Here is a 23,576-nt window from a genome sequence, read left to right on the forward strand (position 1 = left end):
AGGATGCCTCCATTGCTGGCTGACTTCTCTCATGCCAGGGCCTGCAAACCATTTTGCGAAAAATACTTGACACTACCAGCGCTTTTTCCCCGCCATCTTTTTTGTCCGGCAGATTGCTTTCCCCTTTTTTTATTTCGGACTGGATCGAAAAATCATCATAACTTCCTACAATCGCGCCGGAAATATCTCCATTTTTAACGTTTAGGGTCAGAGCGCTACCTACATCTAAATTTCCAAAGGAAATATTCCCTCCGTTGGAGGAAATATTGATACTTCCGGTTACAGCCAGTGCAGGGAGGGATATATCCTCGTTTGTTGTAGATAGTGCCAGGGTGTCTAAAAGTGCATCCGGGATCTGCAGCGATATTTTCCGATTTTCAGCGGAGGGCTTCCCTCCGATATAATCCGTCCATTCTTTATCGCTTGCGCTGGCCATCGTCAATACATTATCGTCAGAAACGGAAATATCGTAGTACTCTTTACTATTTTCGTAATATTGAATATGGACTTGTTCGTCCTCGGACAACGACACTTCGATTTCTCGGTCCTGCACATCAAGATGGATTTCATGGATCGGCGTATCCGGCGTATAGCTTTTTTCCTCAAATGGTTCGCTGCTGTTCGAGCAACCCGCCAAAACAAAACAGCCCAACAGAAGGCACAATGCAAGTGAAATCATTTTTTTCATAGTAGTTCCTCCATCAGTTTATAGATCAAATTTACAATTTTAATGCATAGTAGTATTCGCCATGCTCCATTTTCCCCGTGAACTGGAAACCAAAAGAAAGGGACAGATTTTTCGCGTTTCCGTTTGTGCTATTTATGATGAAAACGACCTTTTTAACGCCTTGAATTTTTAGGCCTTTCAAGATATGCTCTAAGGCTTTTTCCTCAAGTCCTCTCTGTTGGAATCGATCATCTATCATAAAGCGGTAGATGGTTGCTGTATCAGCTTGATTTTCTGCACGCTGGTACATGAAAAAGCCAATTAGCACATGGTTGTGATAGATTGCATGGGGGTGCATTCCTGGGGAATATTTTGCTTCCGCGATAAAAATTGCGTTGCAACAGGAACATCTCCCTATTGCCAGACCAATGCCATCTTGGCTTTTTGTCAATTTGCACACATCCAATATATTTTGTGCGTCAACTGCTTTGATCCGAATCATGGCGCTCCCTCTTGTCTATAGAGTTTTTCTTTTTAAGACCACAAGCCCTCCGAGCGATAAAGCGGTGCTTAGTAACAGACAAATACAAATGTGCAGGGCTGCATTGCTGTTAAACATGATTATCTGGAAAAATCCAGCCAGGATAGCGCGTAATGGTGCAATCGGCGTAAAAATACAAATAATTGCAATTAATACCGCGTCCGTTAGCCACCCATACCAATGCGTCTGCATGGACAATAGCATATGAAGAAAAACCATAACGAGCAGCAAAAAGAACATTTGCTGCAATCCCGCAACGATCATCCCATTTTCTGTCCATTGACACACGTCCATCATATTAATAACGGTTTGTGCGGGATATATGGGGTCAATCAACCGATGGATGACTGTATTGACCAGGGAAATACAAAACGCTAGGATCCCATAGCTGATGAGACAACCGAGATAGTAATCTTTTTTGCTCGCTCCCAAATGCATGAGCTTTTTGAAAGCATAAAAGACAAAAAAGAATGGGGTCAATACAGCAAGCAGCCAAGTGTAATTTCCATTGCTCAAAACAACATCGCCGGAGGATGTGGCACAAAGGACCACAAGAGCCGTCAGGATGAAACTGATTTTATTGCTTGCAAGCAAGCGTTTTACAATCGCAAAAATAGCCGTCATCTTTTTACACCTCCTTTATGTCCCACCATTTGTATAAAGAAATCCTGCAAAGACAGTGGCTGGATTTCCAAGGAAGCCGTCTGTTCAGGAGGATTGTCGAAAATATAACTTGTTACAAGGCCTCCAACCGCATCTTGACCGATGATATTGAGATTTCGGGTTGCGGCCTCCACATCTTTTTGAAGCCCACTGATACAAAATGCTTTTGTTTCAACCGCTTGCAATGTATCAAAGAAGCGGATGCTTCCTTTATCAATAATGATCAGTTTTTGAATGGTCTTTGCGATTTCTTCGATGATGTGGGTGGATACGATAATCATTCGCGGATGTTTCTGAAAACTCTCTGTCAGCATATCGTAAAATTCCACACGCATAATAGCATCGAAGCCCAGGACAGGTTCGTCTAAAAGGATGACCTCTTTATTACTTGCCAAACAGATAATCGTTGAAACCATCGTTTTCATGCCAAGGGAAAGATGATGAAATTTCTTCTTGCCGTCCAACTCGAAACGTTCCATCATTTCCGAGGCAAAGTCATCATCGTAGTTTGGGTTCACTTCCGAGGCAATCCGCAGCAGTTTCCGCACCGGAAGATTAAAATGCTTTGCAAAGTTTTCAATATAACTCACGCCTGTATCCAAAGTCGATGTTGTTATTGCCTTACCGTCAACTTGAATCGAGCCGCTTGTAATATTCTGATACCCGGCGATGGATTTGAGAAGCGTTGTTTTGCCCGCGCCATTCCTGCCAAGCAAGCAATAGATACCCGGTTCGCCAATCGAAAGGGTAATGTTTTTTAGCACGGTTGCTTGCCCGTACTGCTTTGTTACTTGCTTAAGTTCGATCATGTAGCCATTCCTCCTAAACAGCATTGCAATATGGATTGTCTTTCGCAATATCTTATGCTAGAATGAAGTATAAACCTTTGTGTTACACAAAAGTCAATAGGAGAAAATAGAAATGAAGAACTATTTTTCAATAGGGGAAGCGGCAAAGGCAGCCCATACAACGAACGAAACGCTGCGGCACTATGACCGTATCGGATTAGTGAAGCCAAGCAAAAAGGATGAATGGACGAATTACCGCTATTATACCGAACAAGACATTGTCCGCCTAAATACGGTGCGGGCTTTGCAGCTGATGGACTTATCTTTGCAGGAGATCAAGACGGTTTTAGAATATGACGATCTTGAAAAAATTATCGATTTTTTAGCGAAAGCAGAAAAAAAGGCTGATGAAAAAATGGCGGCGCTCCAGTACAGCAAATCAAAAATCCAGTTGGCAAAAGCGGACTATGAAAGTAAATTGCAGAGGCAACAAAAGTTCAATAGCTCCTTTGTCAAAGATTATCCAGAGCGTGTTATTTTGCTTTCAGATACTTTAGAAGTTCCAACGCTTGACAATCTTTGGAATTATCTCAGCCATTTCTACGACAAAGTTACGCCTGCCTTAAAAGAGCAGTTTTCCTTTGAGGATTTAGCTGGCATATACACGGAAAACGGAATGACAAGGCTCTTTGCTGTCTGTATGGATTATGTGAATATAGACGGCATAAAGGTGCTTCCAAAAGGGAAATACCTATGCGCGAACTGCACGGAAGAAAATCAAGAGCAAACGCTGCGCAAATTGATTCACATAGCCCAAACAGATTATGGCGTAGCACCGCGTTTTACGGTGCAACTCATCGTCGTATCAGGGATTTTACAATGGAATTATGAAGCGCAGGTTTATGTTGATAGATAATATACATGAAAGCAGGTATGGGATTATCCCGCCGCCCTTTTATATGTTTATCAAGGGCAAACGCAACAAAAGCCACCTTTCAGGTGGGATGTCGAGTGCGGGAACGTAAAGGGCTTGGGGGTGTTCCAGCACCGGGCCCCTGGAGGCAGTCCCAGCTTGTTGCTGGAATTTTGTCAAAGAACGACGGCGTCCGTTTCTTTCTGCGCAGGACAATAAGCGGCTGTGGACAAGAGTATGGCGGACTTGTGAATAATGCGTGAAATGCAAAGGAAATGCTTTACATTGCGGAATGCATATTGTAAAATAATAGAAGCTGTTACACAATCTACAAAATATATAATAGGAGTTGTTTCATTTGCAACCGAAATATAAGCGGGTCCTTTTAAAGTTGAGCGGGGAGTCCCTTGCGGGAAACGAGACGCATGGCATTGATTTTGAGACGGTTTTGCGCATCTGCCGCCCGATTAAAGAATGCGTGGACATGGGCGTTCAGATTGCCATTGTCGTAGGCGGAGGCAATTTCTGGCGCGGCCGCAGTAGCGGACAGATGGACCGCACCCGTGCAGACCACATGGGCATGCTGGCAACTACCATCAATGCGCTCGGCGTAGCGGATGCGTTGGAACAGTTGGGGCTGACGGTGCGTGTGCAGACCGCCATTTCCATGCAGCAGATCGCAGAGCCCTATATTCGGAACCGCGCCGTGCGGCATTTGGAAAAAGGCCGTGTCGTAGTGTTCGGATGTGGAACGGGCAACCCCTTTTTCTCCACCGATACAGCGGCCTCTTTGCGCGCTGCCGAGATTGATGCGGATATTATCCTCAAGGCCACGATGGTGGACGGCGTTTATGATAGCGACCCGAAGAAAAATCCGAACGCCGTAAAGTACGATACCCTTTCGTTTATGGATGTATTGAATCAAAACTTGCAGGTGATGGACAGTACCGCTGCCACCATGTGCAAGGATAACAACATTCCGATCCTGGTGTTCAGCATTGACCAGCCGGAAAATATCAAAAAAGCCATTTGCGGGGAACCGATTGGCACCATTGTAAAGGAGGAAGAACAGTGAAAGAAGTATTGAAGAACGCGGAAGAGCGTATGGAAAAGAGCGCAGCAAATTTGGAGCACACCTATGCGGGGGTCCGTGTGGGCCGGGCAAATCCGGCTGTGCTGGATAAGGTAAAAGTGGATTATTACGGGGCGCCCACCGCGATCAACCAGCTGGCAGCGGTGTCTGTGGCAGAGGCGCGCGTATTGGTGATCCAGCCGTGGGATGCGTCGGTGTGCCGTGCGATTGAAAAGGCGATTCAGGCGTCCGACATCGGCATCAACCCGCAGAGCGACGGCAAGGTGATCCGGATGACCTTCCCGCAGTTGACCGAGGAGCGCCGCAAGGAGCTTGTCAAAGAGGTCAGCAAGATGGCGGAGGAGACGAAGATCACGGTGCGTTCCATCCGCCGCGATGCCATTGAGAAGCTGAAGGCGATGGAAAAGAAAGCGGAGATCAGCGAGGATGACCTGAAGAAAGGCGAGAAGAAGACGCAGGATCTCACGGATAAGTATTGCAAAGAGATCGATTCCATCTTTGAAAAGAAGCAAAAAGAAATCATGGAGATCTAATGCTCCTGCATATTCATGAATAGAGATGGGACGAATACGATGAAAGATGCGAGCGGAATTCGAAAAGCAGAGCTTCTTCCACGCCATGTGGGGATTATCATGGACGGAAATGGCCGCTGGGCCAAAAAGCGCGGATTGCCGCGTTCGGCGGGTCATGTGGCCGGGGCCTCCAATTTCCGAACGATTACAAAATATTGCAGTCAGATCGGCATCCCCTATTTGACGGTGTATGCGTTTTCCACAGAGAACTGGAAACGGCCGCAGGAGGAAGTCAAGGCCTTGATGCGCCTTTTCAAGCAGTATCTGGAGGAGGCGCTCCGGGATTTTACGGAGGAGAATATCCGCACGCGTTTCATCGGAGATGTCTCTGTTTTCGACCCGGTTTTGCGCGACTTGATTGAGCGGGTGGAGGAATCCAGCAAGAATAAAACCGGCATGGTACTCAATATCGCCATGAATTACGGTGGGCGCGCAGAACTCGCACATGCGGTGCGCCGGTTGGCGCAGGAGGTGAAATCCGGCGTAATCCAGCCGGATGAAATCGACGAAGACGCAATTTCCCGCTACCTCTATACCGCCGGGCAGCCGGACCCGGATCTCATTATTCGCCCCAGCGGGGAAAACCGTACTTCTAATTTTTTGCTATGGCAATCTGCTTACAGCGAATATGTGATTATGGACATCTTATGGCCGGACTTCACCACGCAGGATTTGGATCGCGCCTTGGATGAATTTGCCAAACGAAATCGGCGCTTTGGAGGGATATAATTGAAATCAAGAGTGGTTTCTGGAGCAGCATTGGTTGTTTTTTTGCTGGCAATTGTGCTCTTTAATCAGATGTTTCCCTTAGCGCTCAATCTGGCGATTGCCCTCATCTCTGTGATGGGCGTCGTAGAAATTATCTCTGCCCTAGGCATGTCCAAAAATTATATTTTATTGATCCCCAGTGTCGTTTTTGCCGCTGTGCTGCCACTGCTTCAGGGCACGTGGCAGCAGGCGGCCTATTACATTTATACGGTCGTCATTTTTAGCGCGTTGATTTTTTACCATCAATTGTTCACCTTCCGGGAGATCGGCGTTGTGTACAGCATGTCGCTTTTGATTCCAACTGCTTTGCAGACCTTGGTTGGCCTGCGGGAGTCTGGCGGCGGGCATGGGATGTTCTATGTGATTATCGCGATCTTCTCCGCGTGGATTGCGGATGCCGGGGCATTTTTTGCAGGAAGCTTCTGGGGGAAACGGAAGCTATGCCCACAGATCAGCCCGAAAAAAACGGTGGAGGGTTTGATCGGCGGGTTTGTCTTAAACGTCGTGGCCATGCTGGTGTTTGGCTATGTCTTCCAGGCGCTGTTTTATTCGTACGAGGTCGATGTCTCCTATCTATCGCTGTTGGTGATCGGCTTTGTGGGGGCGGGGCTCTCGGTTATTGGCGACCTGGCGTTTTCGCTGATTAAACGAAGCTGCCATATCAAGGATTTTAGCGAAATCATCCCGGGCCATGGTGGGATTCTGGACCGCTTTGACAGCGTGATTTTTGTAGCGCCATTTGTTTATTTTTTGGTACAGTTTTTGCCTATCGTGATATAAAACGAGAGAACGGTTCATAATACTTCATAGAGGGGCCGGCCGGTGCGATTTTCGCAGATGGCCCGCCCCTCGCCCTGAAAGGGGATTTTTTATGAAACAGATGCTTTCCATATTGGGTTCTACAGGTTCCATTGGCACACAGACCCTCGACGTTGCACGCCGCTTGGGGATGCGTGTCTGTGCGCTTGCAGCAAACCGCAATGTGGCGATGCTTGAAAATCAAATCAGAGAATGGAAACCGCAACTTGTTGCGGTTTTTGACTTAGATGCGGCGAAAAATCTCCGTATCGCGGTTGCAGATACCCCGGTCCGCGTGGTGCAGGGGATGGAGGGGCTTTGTGAAGCTGCCTCCATCGCCTGTGCGGATGTAGTCTGCAATTCCGTGGTGGGGATGGTCGGTCTGCGCCCAACCCTGGCGGCAATCGCTGCGAAAAAGGATGTGGCATTGGCGAATAAAGAGACCCTTGTGGCGGGCGGCGCGCTGGTGATGAAGGCGGCGCGCGAAGCGGGCGTCCATATCCTGCCCGTGGACAGCGAGCATTCCGCCATCTTTCAGTGCTTGCAGGGATGCCCGGAGAAAAAGGCGCTGGGACGGCTCATTTTGACCGCTTCCGGAGGGCCGTTTTTTGGCAAAACGCGGGAGGAGCTCGTGTCCGTCACGCCGGAGCAGGCGCTCAAGCACCCCAATTGGAATATGGGGGCGAAGGTGACCATTGACTCCGCCACCCTGATGAACAAGGGCTTGGAAATTACAGAGGCCTTCTGGCTGTTTGATGTCGCCCCGGAGCAGATCGATGTGGTTGTACATCGGGAAAGCATCGTCCACTCGATGGTCGAATACGCCGACCACTCCGTCCTGGCGCAGCTCGGCGTGCCGGATATGCGCATCCCCATTCAATATGCGCTCACATGGCCGCAGCGTTTCCCCTCCCCGGTGGAACCGCTCGACTTTATCAAGTGCGGCGCCCTGCATTTCTCGCAGCCGGATGAGGAAACCTTCCTGTGCTTGCGCGCTTGTAAGCGTGCCTTGTTGCGTGGAGGCTTGGCTTCCACGGCGGCAAACGGCGCAAATGAGGAGGCAGTCCGGCTGTTTTTGGACCGCAAGATTTCTTTCCTGCAGATCGGGGAATTGGTCATGCAGGCGATGGAGCATCAACCGGATGCGGAGATTGCATCCGTTGAGGATATATTGAACGCCGATCAAGCGGCGCGCGCGTTTGTGCGCCAGAAGGCGAAGGTTTGAGGTGATTGTTATCTTACAGGTTTTATTGGTAATTATTGCCGTCCTGCTCTTTGGATTCATTATTTTCATCCACGAGTTCGGCCATTTTATGACAGCAAAATTGAGCGGGATACGGGTAAACGAATTTGCAATCGGTATGGGCCCGACGCTGTTCCGCTTCCAAAAGGGGGAGACGACCTACGCCCTGCGCCTGCTGCCCATCGGTGGCTTTTGCGCCATGGAAGGCGAGGACGAGGACAGTGATGACGAAGGCGCATTTAATAACAAACCCGTTTGGAAACGGATTTTAGTCGTCGTGATGGGCGCGGTGATGAATATCGTCTTGGGGCTTGTCCTGATGATGATTTTGTTAGTGCAGCAGCCGGCCTTCAGCTCCACAACGATCGCGGAGTTCCAGGAGGGCGCGGCGACCCAGGCGGCCGGCTTACAGGTCGGCGATACCTTTACAAAGGTAGACGGGTATAAGGTCACCACGGACCGCGACCTCAGCTTTGCGCTGGCGACGGCGAACCCGGACGCGGTGGACATCGAGGTTTCGCGCGACGGCCAGACTTTGACGTTTGAAGATGTCAAATTTAATACAAGGGATAACGATGGGACGAAAGTCCTGATGTTGGACTTCTATGTAAACCCAATCCCCAAAAATGTGGGGACGTTGATCACCAAGTCGTTCCAGGATACGGTTTCCACGGTCCGGATGGTGTGGTACAGCCTTGCCGGCCTGGTGACAGGGAAATTCGGCCTAAATGATATGGCTGGGCCGGTCGGCGCGGCCAGCGCGATCGGAGAAGTGGCGTCGCAGGGGTTGCAGCAGAGCTTTGGCACCGCGATCAATAACATCTTATACATGATGATGATTATCACGGTTAACCTCGGCGTGGTCAACCTGCTGCCCTTCCCGGCGCTCGATGGCGGTCGCTTTGTCTTCCTGTTGGTGGAAGCTGTGCGCCGCAAACCGGTCAATCCAAAGTACGAAGGTTGGGTAAATGCCGCAGGGTTTGTGCTCCTGATGTGCCTCATGGTGGTGATCACCTTTAGCGATATTCTGCGGCTTGTGACAGGAAAGGGGATCGGCGCATGAGACGGCAGTCCAAACAGGTTTTTGCGGGAAAAGTGGCGATCGGCGGCGGCGCGCCAATCAGCGTGCAGTCCATGCTCAACGTCCCCGCGTCGGATATCGAGGGGAACGTGCGGCAGGCGGTGGAATTGGAGCGCGCCGGCTGTGAGATTCTTCGCGTTTCGATTCCTGACCAGGCGGCGGTCGCCCTGATTCCCGCCATCAAACAGGCGGTGCAGATTCCTCTGGTGGCGGATATCCACTTTGACTACCGCCTGGCGCTGGAATCCGCCGCCGCAGGAATCGACAAAATCCGCATCAATCCCGGCAATATCGGCAGGAGCGACCATGTGAAAGCGGTGGCGGACGCCTGCCGGCAAAGGGGGATCCCCATCCGCATCGGGGTCAATTCCGGCTCTGTGGAGAAGGAGATCTTGGCGAAATACGGCGCCCCGACCCCCGAAGCGCTGGTGGAGAGCGCGCTCTACCACGCCTCGCTGCTGGAGCGCTTTGATTTTACCGATATTATCCTTTCGATCAAATCCTCCGACGTGGATACGATGATCCGGGCGTATGAACTCTGTGCGGAGCGGTGCGGCTACCCGCTCCACCTCGGCGTTACGGAGGCGGGGACGGAGCGCATGGGGCTGGTAAAATCCTCCATCGGGATCGGTTCTCTGTTGCAGCGCGGGATCGGCGACACCATCCGGGTTTCCTTGACGGCGGACCCGGTGAAGGAAATTGCGGCGGGTATGGACATCTTAAAGGCGCTGAATCTGCGCAATGAGGGGATTCAGTTTGTATCCTGCCCGACGTGCGGCCGCACCAAGATCGACCTGATCGCCATTGCGGGTGAGGTGGAACGCCGTCTTTCCCATTGTAAGAAGCCGATCAAGGTGGCAGTGATGGGCTGTGCGGTCAATGGGCCCGGAGAGGCCCGCGAAGCGGACATCGGCATTGCAGGCGGCGACGGCGTGGGGCTGCTCTTCAAAAAAGGGGAGATTGTCCGCAAAGTTCCGGAGGACAAGCTGGTGGACGAGCTGGTCAAGGAAGTGGAGGCGCTGTAACCGGGGGATTCCCCGTCAAACCGTTTGATACCAATTTGGAGGCTGTTGGAACTTGAAGACTTTTGGTGAATTCTTTGGCCCATACATAGAGCTTTCCCGTTACCCGGAGAGCATGCACCACGGTGAGCTGACCGGCCTGCAGATCGATACGCGCAACCGCGTGTTGACCGCGAAGGTCGCTTTCCCGGCGCTGGTGGACCGCAATACGTTGTTTCACGCGGAAAAGGAGATTGCCAGCTGCAAAACGTTGCAATTGCATCGGGCAGTGCTCGACCCGCAGTTCCCGCAGGAGTGCTTTACCGTGGAATATTATCCCAACCTGGTGCAGGAGCTGAAACGGCGGGATGCCAGCATCAACGGGACATTAAACCAGTCCTCCGCGCGTTTGGAGGGCGATAAGCTGATTGTGACGCTCAGCCACGGCGGAGGGAACCTGCTGCTGTCCCGCCATGCAGACCGCCTTCTTTCCGACATCATCCGGGAGGAATTTGGAGTTTCGGTGCAGGTGGAGTTCGACGGCACGCTCACGCTGGACAGCGACAGTGTGGCCTATATCGAAAAGCAAAAGAAGCAGGAGGAAACCCTGCGGCGGGAAGCGGTGGTACAGGAAATCGAGGAATACGAACAGAGCATGGAAAAAAGCGCTTCGCCAAAGAAGCAAAAGAAGTGCATCAGCGTCCGCACGCCGGAAACCATGCTGCCAACCGTCTTGCTGGACACCGCAAAGGAGCTTTATGGCCGCCCCGCGAAAGCGAAGCCGGTTCCAATCAGCCGTATCACGCCGGACATCGGCAGCGTGACGGTTTGGGGCGAAATCTTTTCGGTGGATTCCAAATTGACGCGCGACCAGAACCGCAAAATCTATTCGATCAATATAACGGACTATACCAGTTCGATCACGCTAAAAATCATTGAACTCGTCGCCCAGTGCAAAATGTTGGACACGCTGAAAAAGGGGATGTCCATCCTGGTGCGCGGCGATGTGGAGTATGATAAGTACGACCGCGAGATTGTGCTGCGCCCCAAGGGGATTTCCACGGTGGAACAGCTCAAGGTGGTGGACGATGCGCCGGAAAAGCGCGTGGAACTGCATCTGCATACCAATATGTCCAGCATGGACGGCGTAAGTTCCGCAGGGGATTTGATCGAGCGCGCCTATGCGTGGGGGCAGCCCGCCATCGCCATCACGGACCACGGCGTGGCCCAGGCGTTCCCGGACGCTATGAACGCCTTGGAGCGGATCACCGGGAAAGGCGGGAAATTCAAGGTGATCTACGGCGTGGAGTCGTACTTCATCAACGATATGGTTCCCGCTGTGACCGGCCATTCCAGCAACACACTGGACGATGAATTCATATCGTTTGATATTGAGACGACCGGCCTGAGCCCCAACAAGGAGCGCATCACCGAAATCGGCGCGGTGCGCATCCGCAACGGCGAGGTGGTGGAAAGTTTCGATACGTTTGTCAACCCGCAGATGCCGATCCCGCCGAAGATCACAGAGCTGACCGGGATCACGGATGAAATGGTGAAGGACGCTCCCCTGGAGAAAGAAGCGCTCAAACAGTTCTATGCTTTTTGCGGGAAGGATGCGGTGCTCCTCGCGCACAATGCAGAGTTTGATACATCGTTCATCCGCATTGCGGCGGAGCGCTGTGGGATGGAGTTCCCCTATGCCTATATCGATACCCTCCCCATGTGCCGCGCCATGCTCAAGGATCTGAAAAACCATAAACTCGATACGGTTGCCAAACACTTAAAATTGGACCCGTTCAACCACCATCGCGCCTGCGACGACGCGGCGGTGCTGGCGAAGATTTTTATCATCCTGATGACGCGGCTAAAGGAGGATACAGGCGCAAAAACCGTGGAGGACATCAACACCTCATTGGCGGGGGGCGACCCAAAGAAGATGCGCCCCTATCATCAAATTATTTTGGTCAAGAACCAGACCGGTTTGAAGAACCTGTATAAGCTGATCTCCTTCTCGCATTTGGATTATTTCTTCAAGAAGCCGCGCATTCCAAAGAGCGTGTTGACGCAGTACCGCGAAGGGCTGCTGATTGGGAGCGCCTGCGAAGCGGGAGAGCTGTACCGGGCGATTTTCAACGGGCAGCCGTGGAATACGCTGTGCGAAATTGCAAGCTTCTACGATTATTTGGAGATTCAGCCGCTGGGAAACAACATGTTCATGGTGCGCAATGGCGACGTACCAAATGAAGAGACCCTGCGGGAGTTCAACCGGACGATCATCAAATTGGGTGAAAAACTCAACAAGCCGGTGGTCGCCACCTGCGACGTCCATTTTATGGACCCGAAGGACGGGGATTACCGGAAAATCCTGATGGCCGGGCAGGGCTTTGACGACGCCGACCATCAAGCGCCCTTGTATATGCGGACGACTGCGGAAATGCTGGAGGAATTCGCTTACCTTGGGAAGGAAAAGGCGTATGAAGTCGTCGTGACGAACACCCAAAAGATCGCCGATATGGTGGAGCAGGTACGCCCGATTCCGGAGGGCGTGTTCCCGCCGTTCATCGATGGGGCGGAAGAACAGCTGAATGAGATCTGCTGGAAGCGCGCCAAGGAAATCTATGGCGACCCGCTGCCGAAGATCGTCCAAGACCGCTTGGAGCGCGAGCTCGGTTCCATCAACAAGCATGGATTCTCCGTGTTGTATATGACGGCGCAGAAGCTGGTGGCGGACTCCGAGGCCCACGGTTATCTGGTGGGATCGCGTGGTTCGGTTGGCTCATCGTTTGTGGCCAGCATGTCCGGTATCTCAGAGGTCAACCCCCTTGCTCCCCACTACATCTGCCCAAACTGCAAGAACAGCGAATTTATCACGGATGGCAGTTACGGTTCCGGCTTTGACCTTCCGCCGAAGAAATGCCCCAAATGCGGCACGGATTACAACCGCGACGGCCACACCATCCCCTTTGAAACCTTCCTGGGGTTCGACGGCGACAAGACGCCGGATATCGATTTGAACTTCTCCGGCGAATACCAGTCGGGGGCGCACCGGTACACAGAGACGCTGTTCGGCAAGGACCACGTGTTTAAAGCCGGAACCATCGCGACGGTTGCGGATAAGACCGCGATTGGGTTCGTCAAGAAATATGCGGAAGAACACAACATGGTTCTGCACCGCGCAGAGGAGCAGCGCTTGGCGATCGGCTGTACCGGCATCAAGCGCACCACGGGCCAGCATCCGGGCGGCATGGTGGTCGTGCCGAGAGGACACGATATTTTTGAGTTCTGCCCAGTGCAGCATCCGGCCAACGACCCGAATTCCGATAATATCACAACACACTTCGACTTCCATTCCATCCACGATACGATCTGTAAGCTGGATGAGCTCGGGCACGACGTTCCGACCATCTATCACTATCTGGAAGAATACACGGGCATCCCCGTGATGTCCGTCTCGATGAGCGACCCAGAGGTGATGTCCCTGTTCGAGTCGCCCAAGGCGCTGGGGGTCACGCCGGAGGACATCGACTGCCAGACGGGGACCTTTTCGCTCCCCGAACTGGGGACGCCCTTTGTGCGGCAGATGCTGGTGGACGCGAAACCGAAGACCTTCTCCGACCTGCTGCAAATTTCCGGTTTGTCCCACGGCACGGACGTGTGGCTGGGAAACGCGCAGGACCTCATCAAAAAGGGGACTTGCACCATTTCCGAGGTCATCGGTACGCGCGACAGCATTATGACATACCTTCTGCAAAAGGGCCTGGAGCCCAAGATGGCGTTTAAGATTATGGAGATCGTGCGTAAGGGAAAGGCGCCGAAGCTTTTGACCGACGAACATAAACAGGCGATGCGGGACCACAATGTGCCGGAATGGTACATCGATTCCTGTATGAAGATCAAATACATGTTCCCGAAGGCGCATGCGGCCGCCTATATGATTTCGGCTTTGCGCTTGGGATGGTATAAGGTGCACCGTCCGGTGGAGTATTATGCGGCCTATTTCAGTGTGCGCGGCGAGGACTTTGACGGCGCAACGGTCATCCAGGGGCGCGAAGCGGTGCGCCGCCGCATGAATGAAATCAGCATGAAGGGCAAGGAGGCCAGCGCCAAGGAGGAAGCGGCCTATTCCACGTTCCAGATTGCGAATGAAATGCTGGCGCGCGGGATCGAAGTGCTCCCGGTGGATCTATATAAATCGGATGCGAAAAAATATGTGGTGGAAAACGGGAAGATTCGCTTGCCGTTTTCTTCCCTGGCAGGCGTGGGAGAAGCGGCGGCGAACGCTCTGGCAGAAGCGCGGGAGACGGGCGGCCCGTATATCTCCGTTGACGACCTGCAGGCGCGCTCTAAGGTGTCCAAAGCGGTCATTGAAATGTTGGAGCAGGCCGGCTCCCTGAAGGAGCTGCCGGCCAGTTCGCAGATGACGCTGTTTTAGAGGCAGGGAGAGGGACAACGATGGAACAGAAACAACAGATTGCTTCAACCGCCCGCGTGGCACGCGGCGCGGTTTTAGTGGGCGAGGTGACACTCGGCGAGGAAAGCTCCGTATGGTATAATGCGGTGGTACGTGCGGACAATGCCCCGATTGTCATCGGCGCCCGCTCCAATATTCAGGATTGCTGTGTGCTGCACGTGGACGAAGGGCATCCCATCCAGATTGGGGACGGGGTCACCGTGGGCCACGGCGCCATTTTGCACGGCTGCACCATTGGGGACAATTCGCTCATCGGAATGGGCGCGGTGGTGCTCAATGGGGCGCAGATCGGGAAAAATTGCATCATTGGCGCGTCCGCCCTGGTGACGCAGGGGATGCAAGTGCCGGATGGTTCTATGCTGTTGGGCGTACCGGCCAGGGTGCGCCGCCCGCTCACAGAGGAAGAGATTGAGAGCAACCGCCGCGCAGCGGAGGAGTACATTCATAGTATGAAAACATTGGATTGAGGGAGAAAGAAGGGGGAGGAAGAGCAGATGGGGAACCGAATCTTTTTCAGCCATGCAAGTGCGGATAAGGAATTGGTAGAACGTGTCGTTGATTTTTTTGTCTCATCCATGGACATCCAGAGAAGGGAAATCTTTTGTACTTCCCTGAAAGGAACGTTGCCGCCGGGAAAGGAATTCATTCCGAGGATCAAGCAGGAAATTGCCGGTTGTAAAGTGGTTGTGATGCTCATTACACAGGCGTATTTGGAAAGCCCATTCTGCTTGGCGGAATTGGGAGCGGCTTGGGCGCTGAACCAGGAGATCTATCCGTTGACGGTTTCGCCGGTCACCTATAAGGATTTGGAAAGAACGCCGCTAAAAGGGATACAATGTCTGGATCTGCAATCCGAAGAGGATCTTTCCGTTTTATATGACTCTTTTGTAAAGAGTGAAATCGCGGAAAGCAATGAGCTCCTTTTCCGTAAGGGATTGCATCAATTTTTAGCAGGCGGGCCGGCTCATGGGAGCGCTTCCGAAGAGCAACCGGGAATTATTGATCATGCTGAAGAACTAAAGGATTATATCAAAGGTTTGGAAGATCAAGCGGCTAAAAAGGATGTACAAGCCAAGTTTTTGCTGGGATGTATTTATTCCGAAGGGATCTTGGTCCCGCAGGATACGAGAAAAGGAATCGAATATCTACGCGAAGCAGCAGATAATGATGATCCTGCGGCGCAATACCGCCTATCAAGCTTATATTATCGAGGGGTGATGGGAGAGCCGGATTTTGATAAGGCTTTTCAATGGGAGAAAAAAGCGGCGGATAATCGATATGTACCGGCGATGGAAGGGCTAGCTTGGCTATACAGAGCTGGTTTGGGCTGTGAGCGCGATTTAGAGAAGGCCAAATATTGGTATGAGCAGGCTGCAGAGTATGGATATGTGGGTGCATATAGTCCATTGGCAGCAACTTGTGAAACATTGTTACTCGATGACGCTGTAAAGTGGTGGGAAAAGGCCGCAGATTTAAATGATTCTTACGCTTGCTACCATCTGGGCAAGCTCTATAAAGACGGATATGGAAAGCAGAAACCGAATTATCAGAAAGCTGCGGATTTGTTTCGGAGAGCATCGGAGCCGGAACATAACCAAGTGGAAGCACAATATGAATTGGGACAAATGTACTATTTGGGTTATGGTTTTGTAGGGAGAGACTTCAAGGAGGCCTTGCGATGGTTCCAGTCTGCGGCGGAAACCGGGCAGGTGGATTCGCAATACAATACCGCCTACCAGTATCAATATGGGTTGGGTGTGGAACAAAATGTTGATGCTGCAATCGAGTGGTATGAGAAAGCGGCAGCACATGGACATGCATTGTCCCAAGTGGATGTGGCGAATCTTTATGCCAGCTTACATACTGCGGCGGGATATGAGAAAGCGCGGCATTGGTATGAACAGGCCTGCGAGCAGAATTGTTTCAAGGCGTATCGAAAGCTGGGCGATCTATATTTCTGGGGGCTGGGATGTCAGGCGGACCGTGCAAAGGCGCTCCGCTATTACCGGAAGGCGGCCGAACAGGGGGATGACATTGCGAAAGCAAAGCTGGGAATGGTTTAAAAACGATTCCATTTGAAAAGACAGGAGAATGAGATTTGGGAACGTATACGACGCTGTTGCTGGACGTGGACGGCACGCTCTTGGACTTTAAAGCCTCGGAACGTGCCGCTTTGGAAACGACCTTCCAGCGCCATGGATATTTGCTGAATGATTCCGTCAAAGAGACCTATCATGCGATCAACAGTGCGCTTTGGGGCCGGTTCGAGCGTGGCGAGATCTCCCGCGAGGAAGTGATTTACAGCCGCTTTGTGGAATTGTTCCGCGCGCTTGGCATCGATGGCGACGGGCGCGCGTTTGAAGATGAATACCAGGAAGAGCTGGGCCGGGGGGCGTTTTTGCTTCCGGGGGCCGAGGAGGTCTGCGCATATTGCGCACGGTTCTGCGACCTGTATATTGTCACCAACGGCGTTTCCCGCACCCAGTATAGCCGCCTCCATGATTCCGGTTTGGACCGTTATATGAAAGGGATTTTTGTCTCGGAGGACGCTGGGTATCAAAAGCCGATGAAGGCATATTTTGATTATGTGTTTGCACGCATCCCCGGCTTCCAGGCGGAAAAGACGTTGATCGTGGGGGATTCGTTGAGTTCCGATATCCGGGGTGGCAACAACGCGGGAATCGATACCTGCTGGTATTGTCCAGATGGAGGACAAATGCCCGGCGACGTGCGGGTGAATTATACGATCCGTCGCTTGGAAGAGTTGAAGGATTTGATTGCATGAGGGCTTGCCAAGAGCAGGCCCGCTTTTTCCGGATGGATAGCTGGATTTCGAGAAAATCCGTTAAAATAGGTTGACACATATAGTTCACTATGCTATTATATTAGCACGCTAAAGCGGAGCGGGGAATCCCGCATGCATTTTGAGGAGAAACGGTAGGTTGTTATGAAGAAATACAACAAGATTACACCGGAAGGCACCAAGGATCTTCTATTTGAAGAATGCCTGGCGCGGCGCTATGTAGAACAGACGCTGTCGGACGTCTTTTCTTCCAGAGGATTCAACGAAGTTGTGACGCCGGGACTGGAATTTTACGATGTGTTCGATCCGGATTTTTCCGGAATCAGCCAGGAAACCATGTACAAGATGAGCGACCGCCACGGCCGCTTGATGGTAATGCGGCCCGACTCGACTATCCCGATCGCGCGCCTGACTGCGACCCGGCTGCAAACCTTGCCGAAGCCGGTGCGCTTATATTACAATCAAAAGATTTACCGCAGCAATCCAGGGCTCACCGGCCGCAACAATGAGGCGACCCAGACCGGAATTGAGCTTTTGGGAGCGCCCGGACGCCGGGCAGATTTGGAAGTCATCGTTACCGCAGTGGAAGCGCTGAGCCGCTGCGTCCCGAACTTCCGCCTGGAATTGGGCCACGCTGGATTCTTCCGCGCGTTGGCCGCGCAGCTTCCCATTGGCGACGACCTGCGGGAGGATATCCGCAGCACCATCGAGTCCAAGAATTACGCGGCGCTGAACACCATTCTGGATCAGCTGGAAAACAGCCGTCCGGTGGACGCGATGCGCCGGTTGCCGCGCTTATTCGGCGGGGAAGAGGTCTTTGCGCAGGCGGCACCGCTGTGCAGTGATGAGACGTCCAGCAAGACGTTGGCTTATCTGCACGAATTGTACCAGGCGCTGGTGGAATTGGGCCTTGGAGACCGGATGATTGTAGACTTGGGGCTGGTCCAGCGCAATGATTATTACACAGGCGTGATTTTCAGCGCATATGTAGAAAATGTGGGTGACGCCGTTTTGCTCGGCGGCCGTTATGACAAGCTTTTGGCCCAGTTTGACACGCCGATGCCCGCGGTTGGTTTTGGCGTCAATGTGGATGGGTTGGCAGAACTGCTGCTCAAGCAGGGAAAAATCCCGGCGGCAACGCCGGTGGAAGTCTTGGTGCATAGCGACGAAGGGTATGAGATCAAGGCGTTGCAATATGCATCCCGCCTGGCGGGACAAGGCTGCAAATGTGAGAGTTCCGTATTTGAGACGCGCGAGGAGGCCCTGCATTATGCAAAGGTGCGGGGGATTCACCGGGTCGACTGTGTGAGCGATTGCGTGGAAACCATCAATCTATAGGGGAGTCGTTATGAAACCATTGAGAATGGCCCTGACAAAGGGCCGGTTGGAAAAGGATACCGTGGCCCTGCTGGAGCGCATCGGCTACGATTGTGAAGCGGTCCATAACAAGGGCCGGAAGCTGATTTTGCCCGTGGGAGACCGCTTGGAAGTGGTGCTTGCAAAGGCGGCGGACGTCATCACCTATGTGGAGCACGGCGTGTGCGATTTGGGCGTGGTGGGGAAGGATACCATCATGGAAAATGGGACCAGCTTCTATGAAGTGCTGGACCTGGGGTTTGGCCGCTGTAAATTTGCGCTGGCCGCGCCGAAAGGGAGCGATTTCTTTGGCGGGTATGCCAGCCGGACCATTGCTACCAAGTATCCCAATGTGGCGCGCAATTATTTTGAAAGCAAGGCGATGGACATCCGCTTTATCAAGATCGAAGGATCGGTGGAGCTGGCCCCCCTGCTGGGGTTGTCCGATGCCATTGTCGATATTGTGGAAACGGGTACAACCCTGAAAGAAAATGGCTTGGAGGTCGTGGAGACCATCTGTGACATCTCCGCACGTTTGATCGTGAATACTGCAAGCCTGAAACTGCGCAAGGCGGAGATCGAAGAGCTGGTTGCGCAGATGGAACAGGCAAAGAAACAGGCATAAAGGAGGCGGGAGCGTTGATTCAATATGTGAAACAGGGCGGCGATTTTGGCCGCGCCTTTATCCAGCAACTAAAAGAGCGCAGCGCGAATTCCGGCAAGAAGGTGGACGACGCTGTCGCTGAAATTGTAGAGACAGTGCGACGCGACGGGGATGCCGCTGTGCGCATGTATACGGAGCGGTTCGACGGAAGCGTTCCGGAACAATTGGTGATTGAAAAGGCGGATATGCAGGAGCTGATTAAAGCATGCGACCCCGCCTTTGTTGCGGCTTTGGAGAGAGCAGCTGCAAACATCCGAGATTTCCATGCCCGGCAGAAGCAGCAGAGCTGGTTGCAGACCGAGGCCAACGGGGTCATTATGGGCCAGCGTGTGCGCGGGCTTGCCCGTGTGGGGCTGTATGTGCCCGGCGGCACGGCTGCCTATCCTTCCTCGGTCTTGATGAACGCGATCCCCGCCAAAATCGCCGGGGTCAAGGAGCTTGTCATGGTGACGCCGCCCGGAAAGGACGGCAAGCCCAACCCGGATATTCTGGCGGCCGCGCTGGTGGCCGGTGTGGACCGCGTGTTCCTGGTGGGCGGGGCGCAGGCTGTGGCAGCGTTGGCCTTTGGAACGGAGAGCATTCCCAAGGTGGATAAGATCGTTGGGCCGGGAAATATCTTTGTCGCTACGGCAAAGCGCCAGCTCTATGGCACGGTGGACATCGATATGATTGCCGGCCCCAGCGAGATCCTGATTCTCGCAGACGATACGGCAAATCCGGAATTTTTGGCAGCGGACCTCATGTCCCAGGCGGAACACGATCCGCTGGCCTCTTCGATTTTGCTCACCACTTCGGCGCGCATCGCAGAGGAAACCATCGCCGCTGTTTACCGCCAGATCGAAGGCCTGTCCCGAAAGGACATCATCAACCAATCCCTGGACAATTTTGGCGCAGTGATGCTGTGCAACGATATGGAGGAAGCGGTTGAGTTTGCCAATGCATTGGCCCCGGAACATCTGGAGGTCTGTGCCGCGAACCCGATGGAGTTTATCGGGAAGATCGACAACGCGGGATCGGTGTTTCTCGGAAACTGGTCGCCGGAACCTCTGGGTGACTACTTTGCAGGGCCGAACCATGTGCTTCCCACCAGCGGGACGGCGCGCTTTTTCTCCCCGCTTTCGGTGGACAGCTTCGTCAAGAAGTCCAGCTTCATCTATTATACGCAGGACGCCTTGATGCAGGCAAAGGAGGATATCATTAAGCTCGCAGAGACGGAGGGCTTGACCGCGCACGCCAATTCGATCCGCGTACGCGATAAGCAAGAGGCCGCCAATTGAACGTCCATTATAGAACGGAGGAACGACCATGCCCTATACGCTGAACGATAAATTAAAGGATTTGAAACCATACGATCCGATTTCCGGAGATTACTCCATCCGTTTGGACGCCAACGAGTCCTTTTTGGAATTGCCCATTGAGCTTTTGGAAAAGGCGCAGTACGCCATGGCGGACATTGCGTTCAACCGGTATCCCGACCCGAATGCCACGGAGCTCTGCGAAAGCTTTGGCGCTTACTACGGCATTGACCCCGCGCTTGTAACTGCGGGCAACGGCTCGGATGAATGGCTGTTTATCATCGCATCGTCGTTCCTGATGCGCGGCGATAAGATTTTGACCGTGGAACCCGACTTTTCCATGTACCGCTTTTATGGCTTTTTGGCTGAGGCGGAGAGCGTGGTCTATCAGAAAAAAGAGGATCTCACGATCGATGTGGATGCATTGATCGCCGCGGTAAACGAGAGTGGGGCGAAGGTGGTCCTGTTTTCCAACCCCTGCAACCCGACGTCCCTTGGACTATGCCGCGAAGAGGTACGCAAGCTGATTACCTCCGTTTCTGCGTTGGTGGTCCTGGATGAGGCATATATGGATTTCTGGGATCAATCCCTCCTGGGCGAGGTGGCGCAGTATGACAACCTGATTATTTTGCGCACCTGCTCGAAGGCGTTTGGCATGGCGGCGGTCCGTCTCGGCTTTGCCGTGGCAAATCCGAAACTGACGCAGACGCTGCGCGCGGTGAAATCCCCGTATAATGTAAATTCAGTATCGCAAAAGATTGGTGCGCTCGTGATGAACGAGCAGGAAGTTCTTCATCAAGCGTTGGACGAAATCATCCTTTCCAGGAAGGCGCTCCAGGCTTCTTTGAAAGAGCTGGAGAGCAAATATCCGGATCAGTTGTATGTCTATGACAGCTGTACCAATTTTGTGCTGGTGCGCATGCCAAGGGCCAAAGAAGTGTTTGAAGGGCTCCTGGAGAGGGGAATCGCTGTGCGATTTATGGGCGATACGCTCAGAATTACAGCGGGTAGCGCGGAAGAAAATGCACAATTGTTAAAAAATTTAGAATCTCTACTTTCATCCTCCACAAATCCGTAAAAATGGTGTAAAATAAATTGGATTCAAAAAGTGAGGTACAGCCATGAGAACCGCACAGGAGACCCGGAAGACAAAGGAAACCGACATTGCCATAGCGCTTTCGCTGGACGGCGGCGCCGTAGAGATCTCGACAGGAATCGGCTTTTTTGACCATATGCTGACGGCCTTTGCCGTACACGGCGGCTTTGGTTTGCAGGTCAAGGCGGTGGGAGACCTCTATGTGGACGGGCACCACACCGTGGAGGACACGGGGATTGTTCTCGGGAAGGCGTTTGCCAAGGCCCTCGGCGATAAGTCCGGCATTGCACGCTTTGGCAGCTTTTACATCCCGATGGATGAAGCGCTTGCGTTTGCTGCGGTGGATGTAAGTGGAAGGCCATTTTTGGCGTTTCGGGCGGAATTTTCCCAGGAGCGCACAGGCGAATATGATCTGTGCCTGACGGAAGAATTCCTGCGTGCATTCGCAATGAATGCCGGGATTACGCTGCATGTCCGCTTGGAATACGGGGCAAATGCGCACCACGAGGTGGAGGCGATTTTTAAAGCGGTCGCCCACGCGTTGCGGCTGGCAACGGCCCAAACCGGCGGCGGTGTCCTTTCCACAAAAGGTTCCCTGTAAGTTCCACCTGTAGTTCCTTTTTGCAACGGAATTTTATGGAATACGGAATAGGAGGTAGGCAAGAAGATGGTTATTCTGCCTGCAATTGACATCAAAGATGGAAAATGTGTGCGCCTTGTACAGGGAAAGTACGATTCCGCTTATACCGTTGCGGAAAGTGCAGCGGACACAGCCAAGGCCTTTGAAGCGATGGGCGCAACATGGCTCCATATGGTGGATCTGGACGGCGCAAAAGAAGCAGTCCCGGTGAATACGGATATGATCTTTGACGTATTGAAGCAGTGCAATTTGAAAGTCGAGTTGGGCGGCGGAATCCGCAACATGGAAACGATTGATTATTATATGGACCATGGCATTTCCCGCATCATCCTCGGCTCTGCCGCGCTGAATAATCCTGCGCTTGTCAAGGAAGCGGTTGCCAAATACGGGGATAAGATCGCTGTCGGCATCGATGCCATCGACGGAAATGTTGCGGCGGAAGGCTGGACGCAGACCTCTACCGTGAATTATATTGATTTAGCCAAACACATGGAAGACGCTGGGGTGAAATACATTGTCTTTACGGATATATCCCGCGACGGCATGATGGACGGCCCGAATTTCACCATGCTGGACAAGCTCAACCGTTCGGTGTCCTGTAAGGTGATCGCCAGCGGCGGCGTCAGCAGCTTGACGGACATTGTGGTGCTTACGGCGCTGAAGCTGCACGGGGCGATCTGTGGCCGTGCGTTGTATACGCGCGATCTCAGCCTGCGCCAGGCAGTCGACCTCTGCAAAGGGGTCAAGGAGGCGTGATGGAAGGGAAATACCGCACGGACGATGCGTTCATTGAGAGCTTTTTTCAGAAGGGCGATTTGCTGCCTGCCATTGTGCAGGAGGTCGGCACAAACGAAGTCCTGATGCTTGCCTATATGAACCGCGAATCTATGAAAAAGACGTTGGAAACGGGTTATACCTGGTTTTACAGCCGTTCCCGGCAGGAGCTCTGGAATAAGGGGGCCACGTCCGGCCATCTACAGAAAATTATCAGCATCCATGGGGACTGCGACAGCGATACGCTCTTGGTCCAGGTGGAGCAGACGGGGCCGGCCTGCCACACCGGTGCGCACAGCTGCTTTTTCAATGAGATTTGGCGGCGGGACGAGTAAATTGAAACGATAAA

23 protein-coding genes are annotated in these 23,576 nt (G+C 52.7%); 19 read left to right on the top strand and 4 right to left on the bottom strand.

Annotated features, from left to right (window positions below):
* The 4 genes from I2E77_RS10720 to I2E77_RS10735 form a co-directional block, all read right to left on the bottom strand.
* On the bottom strand, positions 1-688 hold a 688-nt coding region (locus I2E77_RS10720), incomplete at its 3' end, for a DUF4097 family beta strand repeat-containing protein (protein ID WP_195451207.1).
* Between the two features lie 31 nt (positions 689-719).
* Positions 720-1,169 carry a GNAT family N-acetyltransferase gene (locus tag I2E77_RS10725; protein ID WP_195451208.1) on the bottom strand — a complete coding sequence of 150 codons (450 nt, stop codon included), beginning with the start codon at positions 1,167-1,169 and terminating at the stop codon, positions 720-722.
* A 15-nt stretch (positions 1,170-1,184) separates the two neighbouring features.
* Positions 1,185-1,832, bottom strand: a complete 648-nt coding sequence (locus tag I2E77_RS10730) for a hypothetical protein (protein WP_195451209.1) — start codon at positions 1,830-1,832, stop codon at positions 1,185-1,187.
* Positions 1,829-2,680 carry an ATP-binding cassette domain-containing protein gene (locus I2E77_RS10735; protein WP_195451210.1) on the bottom strand — a complete coding sequence of 284 codons (852 nt, stop codon included), beginning with the start codon at positions 2,678-2,680 and terminating at the stop codon, positions 1,829-1,831. Before I2E77_RS10735 ends, I2E77_RS10730 begins: the two co-directional genes overlap by 4 nt.
* A 112-nt stretch (positions 2,681-2,792) precedes the next feature.
* Between I2E77_RS10735 and I2E77_RS10740 the strand changes: the two genes are divergently transcribed.
* The 19 genes from I2E77_RS10740 (at position 2,793) to hisI (ending at position 23,562) form a co-directional block, all read left to right on the top strand.
* Complete coding sequence (locus tag I2E77_RS10740) at positions 2,793-3,575, top strand: MerR family transcriptional regulator (RefSeq protein ID WP_195451211.1); 783 nt, start codon at positions 2,793-2,795, stop codon at positions 3,573-3,575.
* A gap of 355 nt (positions 3,576-3,930) precedes the next feature.
* A complete protein-coding gene (gene pyrH / locus I2E77_RS10745; RefSeq protein WP_087229323.1) occupies positions 3,931-4,647 on the top strand; it encodes a UMP kinase in 717 nt (238 codons plus the stop codon).
* Positions 4,644-5,198, top strand: a complete 555-nt coding sequence (gene frr / locus I2E77_RS10750; protein ID WP_087229320.1) for a ribosome recycling factor — start codon at positions 4,644-4,646, stop codon at positions 5,196-5,198. The genes pyrH and frr overlap by 4 nt, the downstream gene beginning before the upstream one ends.
* 39 nt (positions 5,199-5,237) lie before the next feature.
* The gene (locus I2E77_RS10755; protein ID WP_195451212.1) at positions 5,238-5,966 is read left to right on the top strand and encodes an isoprenyl transferase; all 729 of its coding nucleotides are present in this window, start codon (positions 5,238-5,240) and stop codon (positions 5,964-5,966) included.
* The gene (locus I2E77_RS10760) at positions 5,967-6,785 is read left to right on the top strand and encodes a phosphatidate cytidylyltransferase (RefSeq protein ID WP_087229314.1); all 819 of its coding nucleotides are present in this window, start codon (positions 5,967-5,969) and stop codon (positions 6,783-6,785) included.
* A gap of 91 nt (positions 6,786-6,876) precedes the next feature.
* Positions 6,877-8,028 (top strand): 1-deoxy-D-xylulose-5-phosphate reductoisomerase, encoded by a 1,152-nt coding sequence (dxr, locus tag I2E77_RS10765; protein WP_087229311.1) that lies wholly within the window; start codon positions 6,877-6,879, stop codon positions 8,026-8,028.
* A gap of 1 nt (position 8,029) precedes the next feature.
* A complete protein-coding gene (locus I2E77_RS10770) occupies positions 8,030-9,109 on the top strand; it encodes a M50 family metallopeptidase (protein ID WP_191362505.1) in 1,080 nt (359 codons plus the stop codon).
* Positions 9,106-10,152: a flavodoxin-dependent (E)-4-hydroxy-3-methylbut-2-enyl-diphosphate synthase gene (ispG, locus tag I2E77_RS10775; RefSeq protein ID WP_087229308.1), complete on the top strand. Its 1,047-nt coding sequence runs from the start codon at positions 9,106-9,108 to the stop codon at positions 10,150-10,152. The genes I2E77_RS10770 and ispG overlap by 4 nt, the downstream gene beginning before the upstream one ends.
* A gap of 52 nt (positions 10,153-10,204) precedes the next feature.
* A complete protein-coding gene (locus tag I2E77_RS10780; RefSeq protein WP_191448888.1) occupies positions 10,205-14,560 on the top strand; it encodes a PolC-type DNA polymerase III in 4,356 nt (1,451 codons plus the stop codon).
* 20 nt (positions 14,561-14,580) lie between these two features.
* Positions 14,581-15,066, top strand: coding sequence for a gamma carbonic anhydrase family protein (locus I2E77_RS10785; protein WP_195451213.1), 486 nt, complete (start codon positions 14,581-14,583; stop codon positions 15,064-15,066).
* A 27-nt stretch (positions 15,067-15,093) separates the two neighbouring features.
* Positions 15,094-16,662, top strand: coding sequence for a TIR domain-containing protein (locus I2E77_RS10790; RefSeq protein WP_195451214.1), 1,569 nt, complete (start codon positions 15,094-15,096; stop codon positions 16,660-16,662).
* Positions 16,663-16,697: 35 nt separating this feature from the next.
* A complete protein-coding gene (locus tag I2E77_RS10795; protein WP_191362500.1) occupies positions 16,698-17,384 on the top strand; it encodes a YjjG family noncanonical pyrimidine nucleotidase in 687 nt (228 codons plus the stop codon).
* Positions 17,385-17,546: 162 nt separating this feature from the next.
* Positions 17,547-18,740, top strand: a complete 1,194-nt coding sequence (hisZ, locus tag I2E77_RS10800; RefSeq protein ID WP_191362499.1) for an ATP phosphoribosyltransferase regulatory subunit — start codon at positions 17,547-17,549, stop codon at positions 18,738-18,740.
* Positions 18,741-18,750: 10 nt separating this feature from the next.
* Positions 18,751-19,383, top strand: coding sequence for an ATP phosphoribosyltransferase (gene hisG, locus I2E77_RS10805; RefSeq protein WP_191362498.1), 633 nt, complete (start codon positions 18,751-18,753; stop codon positions 19,381-19,383).
* A gap of 14 nt (positions 19,384-19,397) precedes the next feature.
* Positions 19,398-20,699, top strand: coding sequence for a histidinol dehydrogenase (hisD, locus tag I2E77_RS10810; RefSeq protein ID WP_087229290.1), 1,302 nt, complete (start codon positions 19,398-19,400; stop codon positions 20,697-20,699).
* 28 nt (positions 20,700-20,727) lie between these two features.
* A complete protein-coding gene (locus tag I2E77_RS10815; protein ID WP_191441720.1) occupies positions 20,728-21,795 on the top strand; it encodes a pyridoxal phosphate-dependent aminotransferase in 1,068 nt (355 codons plus the stop codon).
* 43 nt (positions 21,796-21,838) lie between these two features.
* Positions 21,839-22,414, top strand: a complete 576-nt coding sequence (gene hisB / locus I2E77_RS10820) for an imidazoleglycerol-phosphate dehydratase HisB (RefSeq protein ID WP_191395754.1) — start codon at positions 21,839-21,841, stop codon at positions 22,412-22,414.
* A 66-nt stretch (positions 22,415-22,480) separates the two neighbouring features.
* A complete protein-coding gene (hisA, locus tag I2E77_RS10825; protein WP_087229281.1) occupies positions 22,481-23,209 on the top strand; it encodes a 1-(5-phosphoribosyl)-5-[(5-phosphoribosylamino)methylideneamino]imidazole-4-carboxamide isomerase in 729 nt (242 codons plus the stop codon).
* Positions 23,209-23,562 (top strand): phosphoribosyl-AMP cyclohydrolase, encoded by a 354-nt coding sequence (hisI, locus tag I2E77_RS10830; RefSeq protein ID WP_087229278.1) that lies wholly within the window; start codon positions 23,209-23,211, stop codon positions 23,560-23,562. Before hisA ends, hisI begins: the two co-directional genes overlap by 1 nt.
* Positions 23,563-23,576 lie beyond the last annotated feature (14 nt).

Source organism: Anaeromassilibacillus sp. 1001302B_160321_C8 (genome assembly GCF_015554745.1).
Taxonomy (GTDB): domain Bacteria; phylum Bacillota; class Clostridia; order Oscillospirales; family Acutalibacteraceae; genus Anaeromassilibacillus; species Anaeromassilibacillus stercoravium.

Bases quoted from the DNA above. Each gene is read 5' to 3' on its own strand.
- I2E77_RS10790 (WP_195451214.1), top strand. From the start codon at position 15,094: ATGGGGAACCGAATCTTTTTCAGCCATGCAAGTGCGGATAAGGAATTG.
- hisB (WP_191395754.1), top strand. From the start codon at position 21,839: ATGAGAACCGCACAGGAGACCCGGAAGACAAAGGAAACCGACATTGCC.
- hisA (WP_087229281.1), top strand. From the start codon at position 22,481: ATGGTTATTCTGCCTGCAATTGACATCAAAGATGGAAAATGTGTGCGC.
- hisZ (WP_191362499.1), top strand. From the start codon at position 17,547: ATGAAGAAATACAACAAGATTACACCGGAAGGCACCAAGGATCTTCTA.
- I2E77_RS10740 (WP_195451211.1), top strand. From the start codon at position 2,793: ATGAAGAACTATTTTTCAATAGGGGAAGCGGCAAAGGCAGCCCATACA.
- hisI (WP_087229278.1), top strand. From the start codon at position 23,209: ATGGAAGGGAAATACCGCACGGACGATGCGTTCATTGAGAGCTTTTTT.
- ispG (WP_087229308.1), top strand. From the start codon at position 9,106: ATGAGACGGCAGTCCAAACAGGTTTTTGCGGGAAAAGTGGCGATCGGC.
- I2E77_RS10730 (WP_195451209.1), bottom strand. From the start codon at position 1,832: ATGACGGCTATTTTTGCGATTGTAAAACGCTTGCTTGCAAGCAATAAA.
- hisG (WP_191362498.1), top strand. From the start codon at position 18,751: ATGAAACCATTGAGAATGGCCCTGACAAAGGGCCGGTTGGAAAAGGAT.
- dxr (WP_087229311.1), top strand. From the start codon at position 6,877: ATGAAACAGATGCTTTCCATATTGGGTTCTACAGGTTCCATTGGCACA.
- I2E77_RS10725 (WP_195451208.1), bottom strand. From the start codon at position 1,169: ATGATTCGGATCAAAGCAGTTGACGCACAAAATATATTGGATGTGTGC.
- I2E77_RS10735 (WP_195451210.1), bottom strand. From the start codon at position 2,680: ATGATCGAACTTAAGCAAGTAACAAAGCAGTACGGGCAAGCAACCGTG.
- I2E77_RS10755 (WP_195451212.1), top strand. From the start codon at position 5,238: ATGAAAGATGCGAGCGGAATTCGAAAAGCAGAGCTTCTTCCACGCCAT.
- I2E77_RS10785 (WP_195451213.1), top strand. From the start codon at position 14,581: ATGGAACAGAAACAACAGATTGCTTCAACCGCCCGCGTGGCACGCGGC.
- I2E77_RS10815 (WP_191441720.1), top strand. From the start codon at position 20,728: ATGCCCTATACGCTGAACGATAAATTAAAGGATTTGAAACCATACGAT.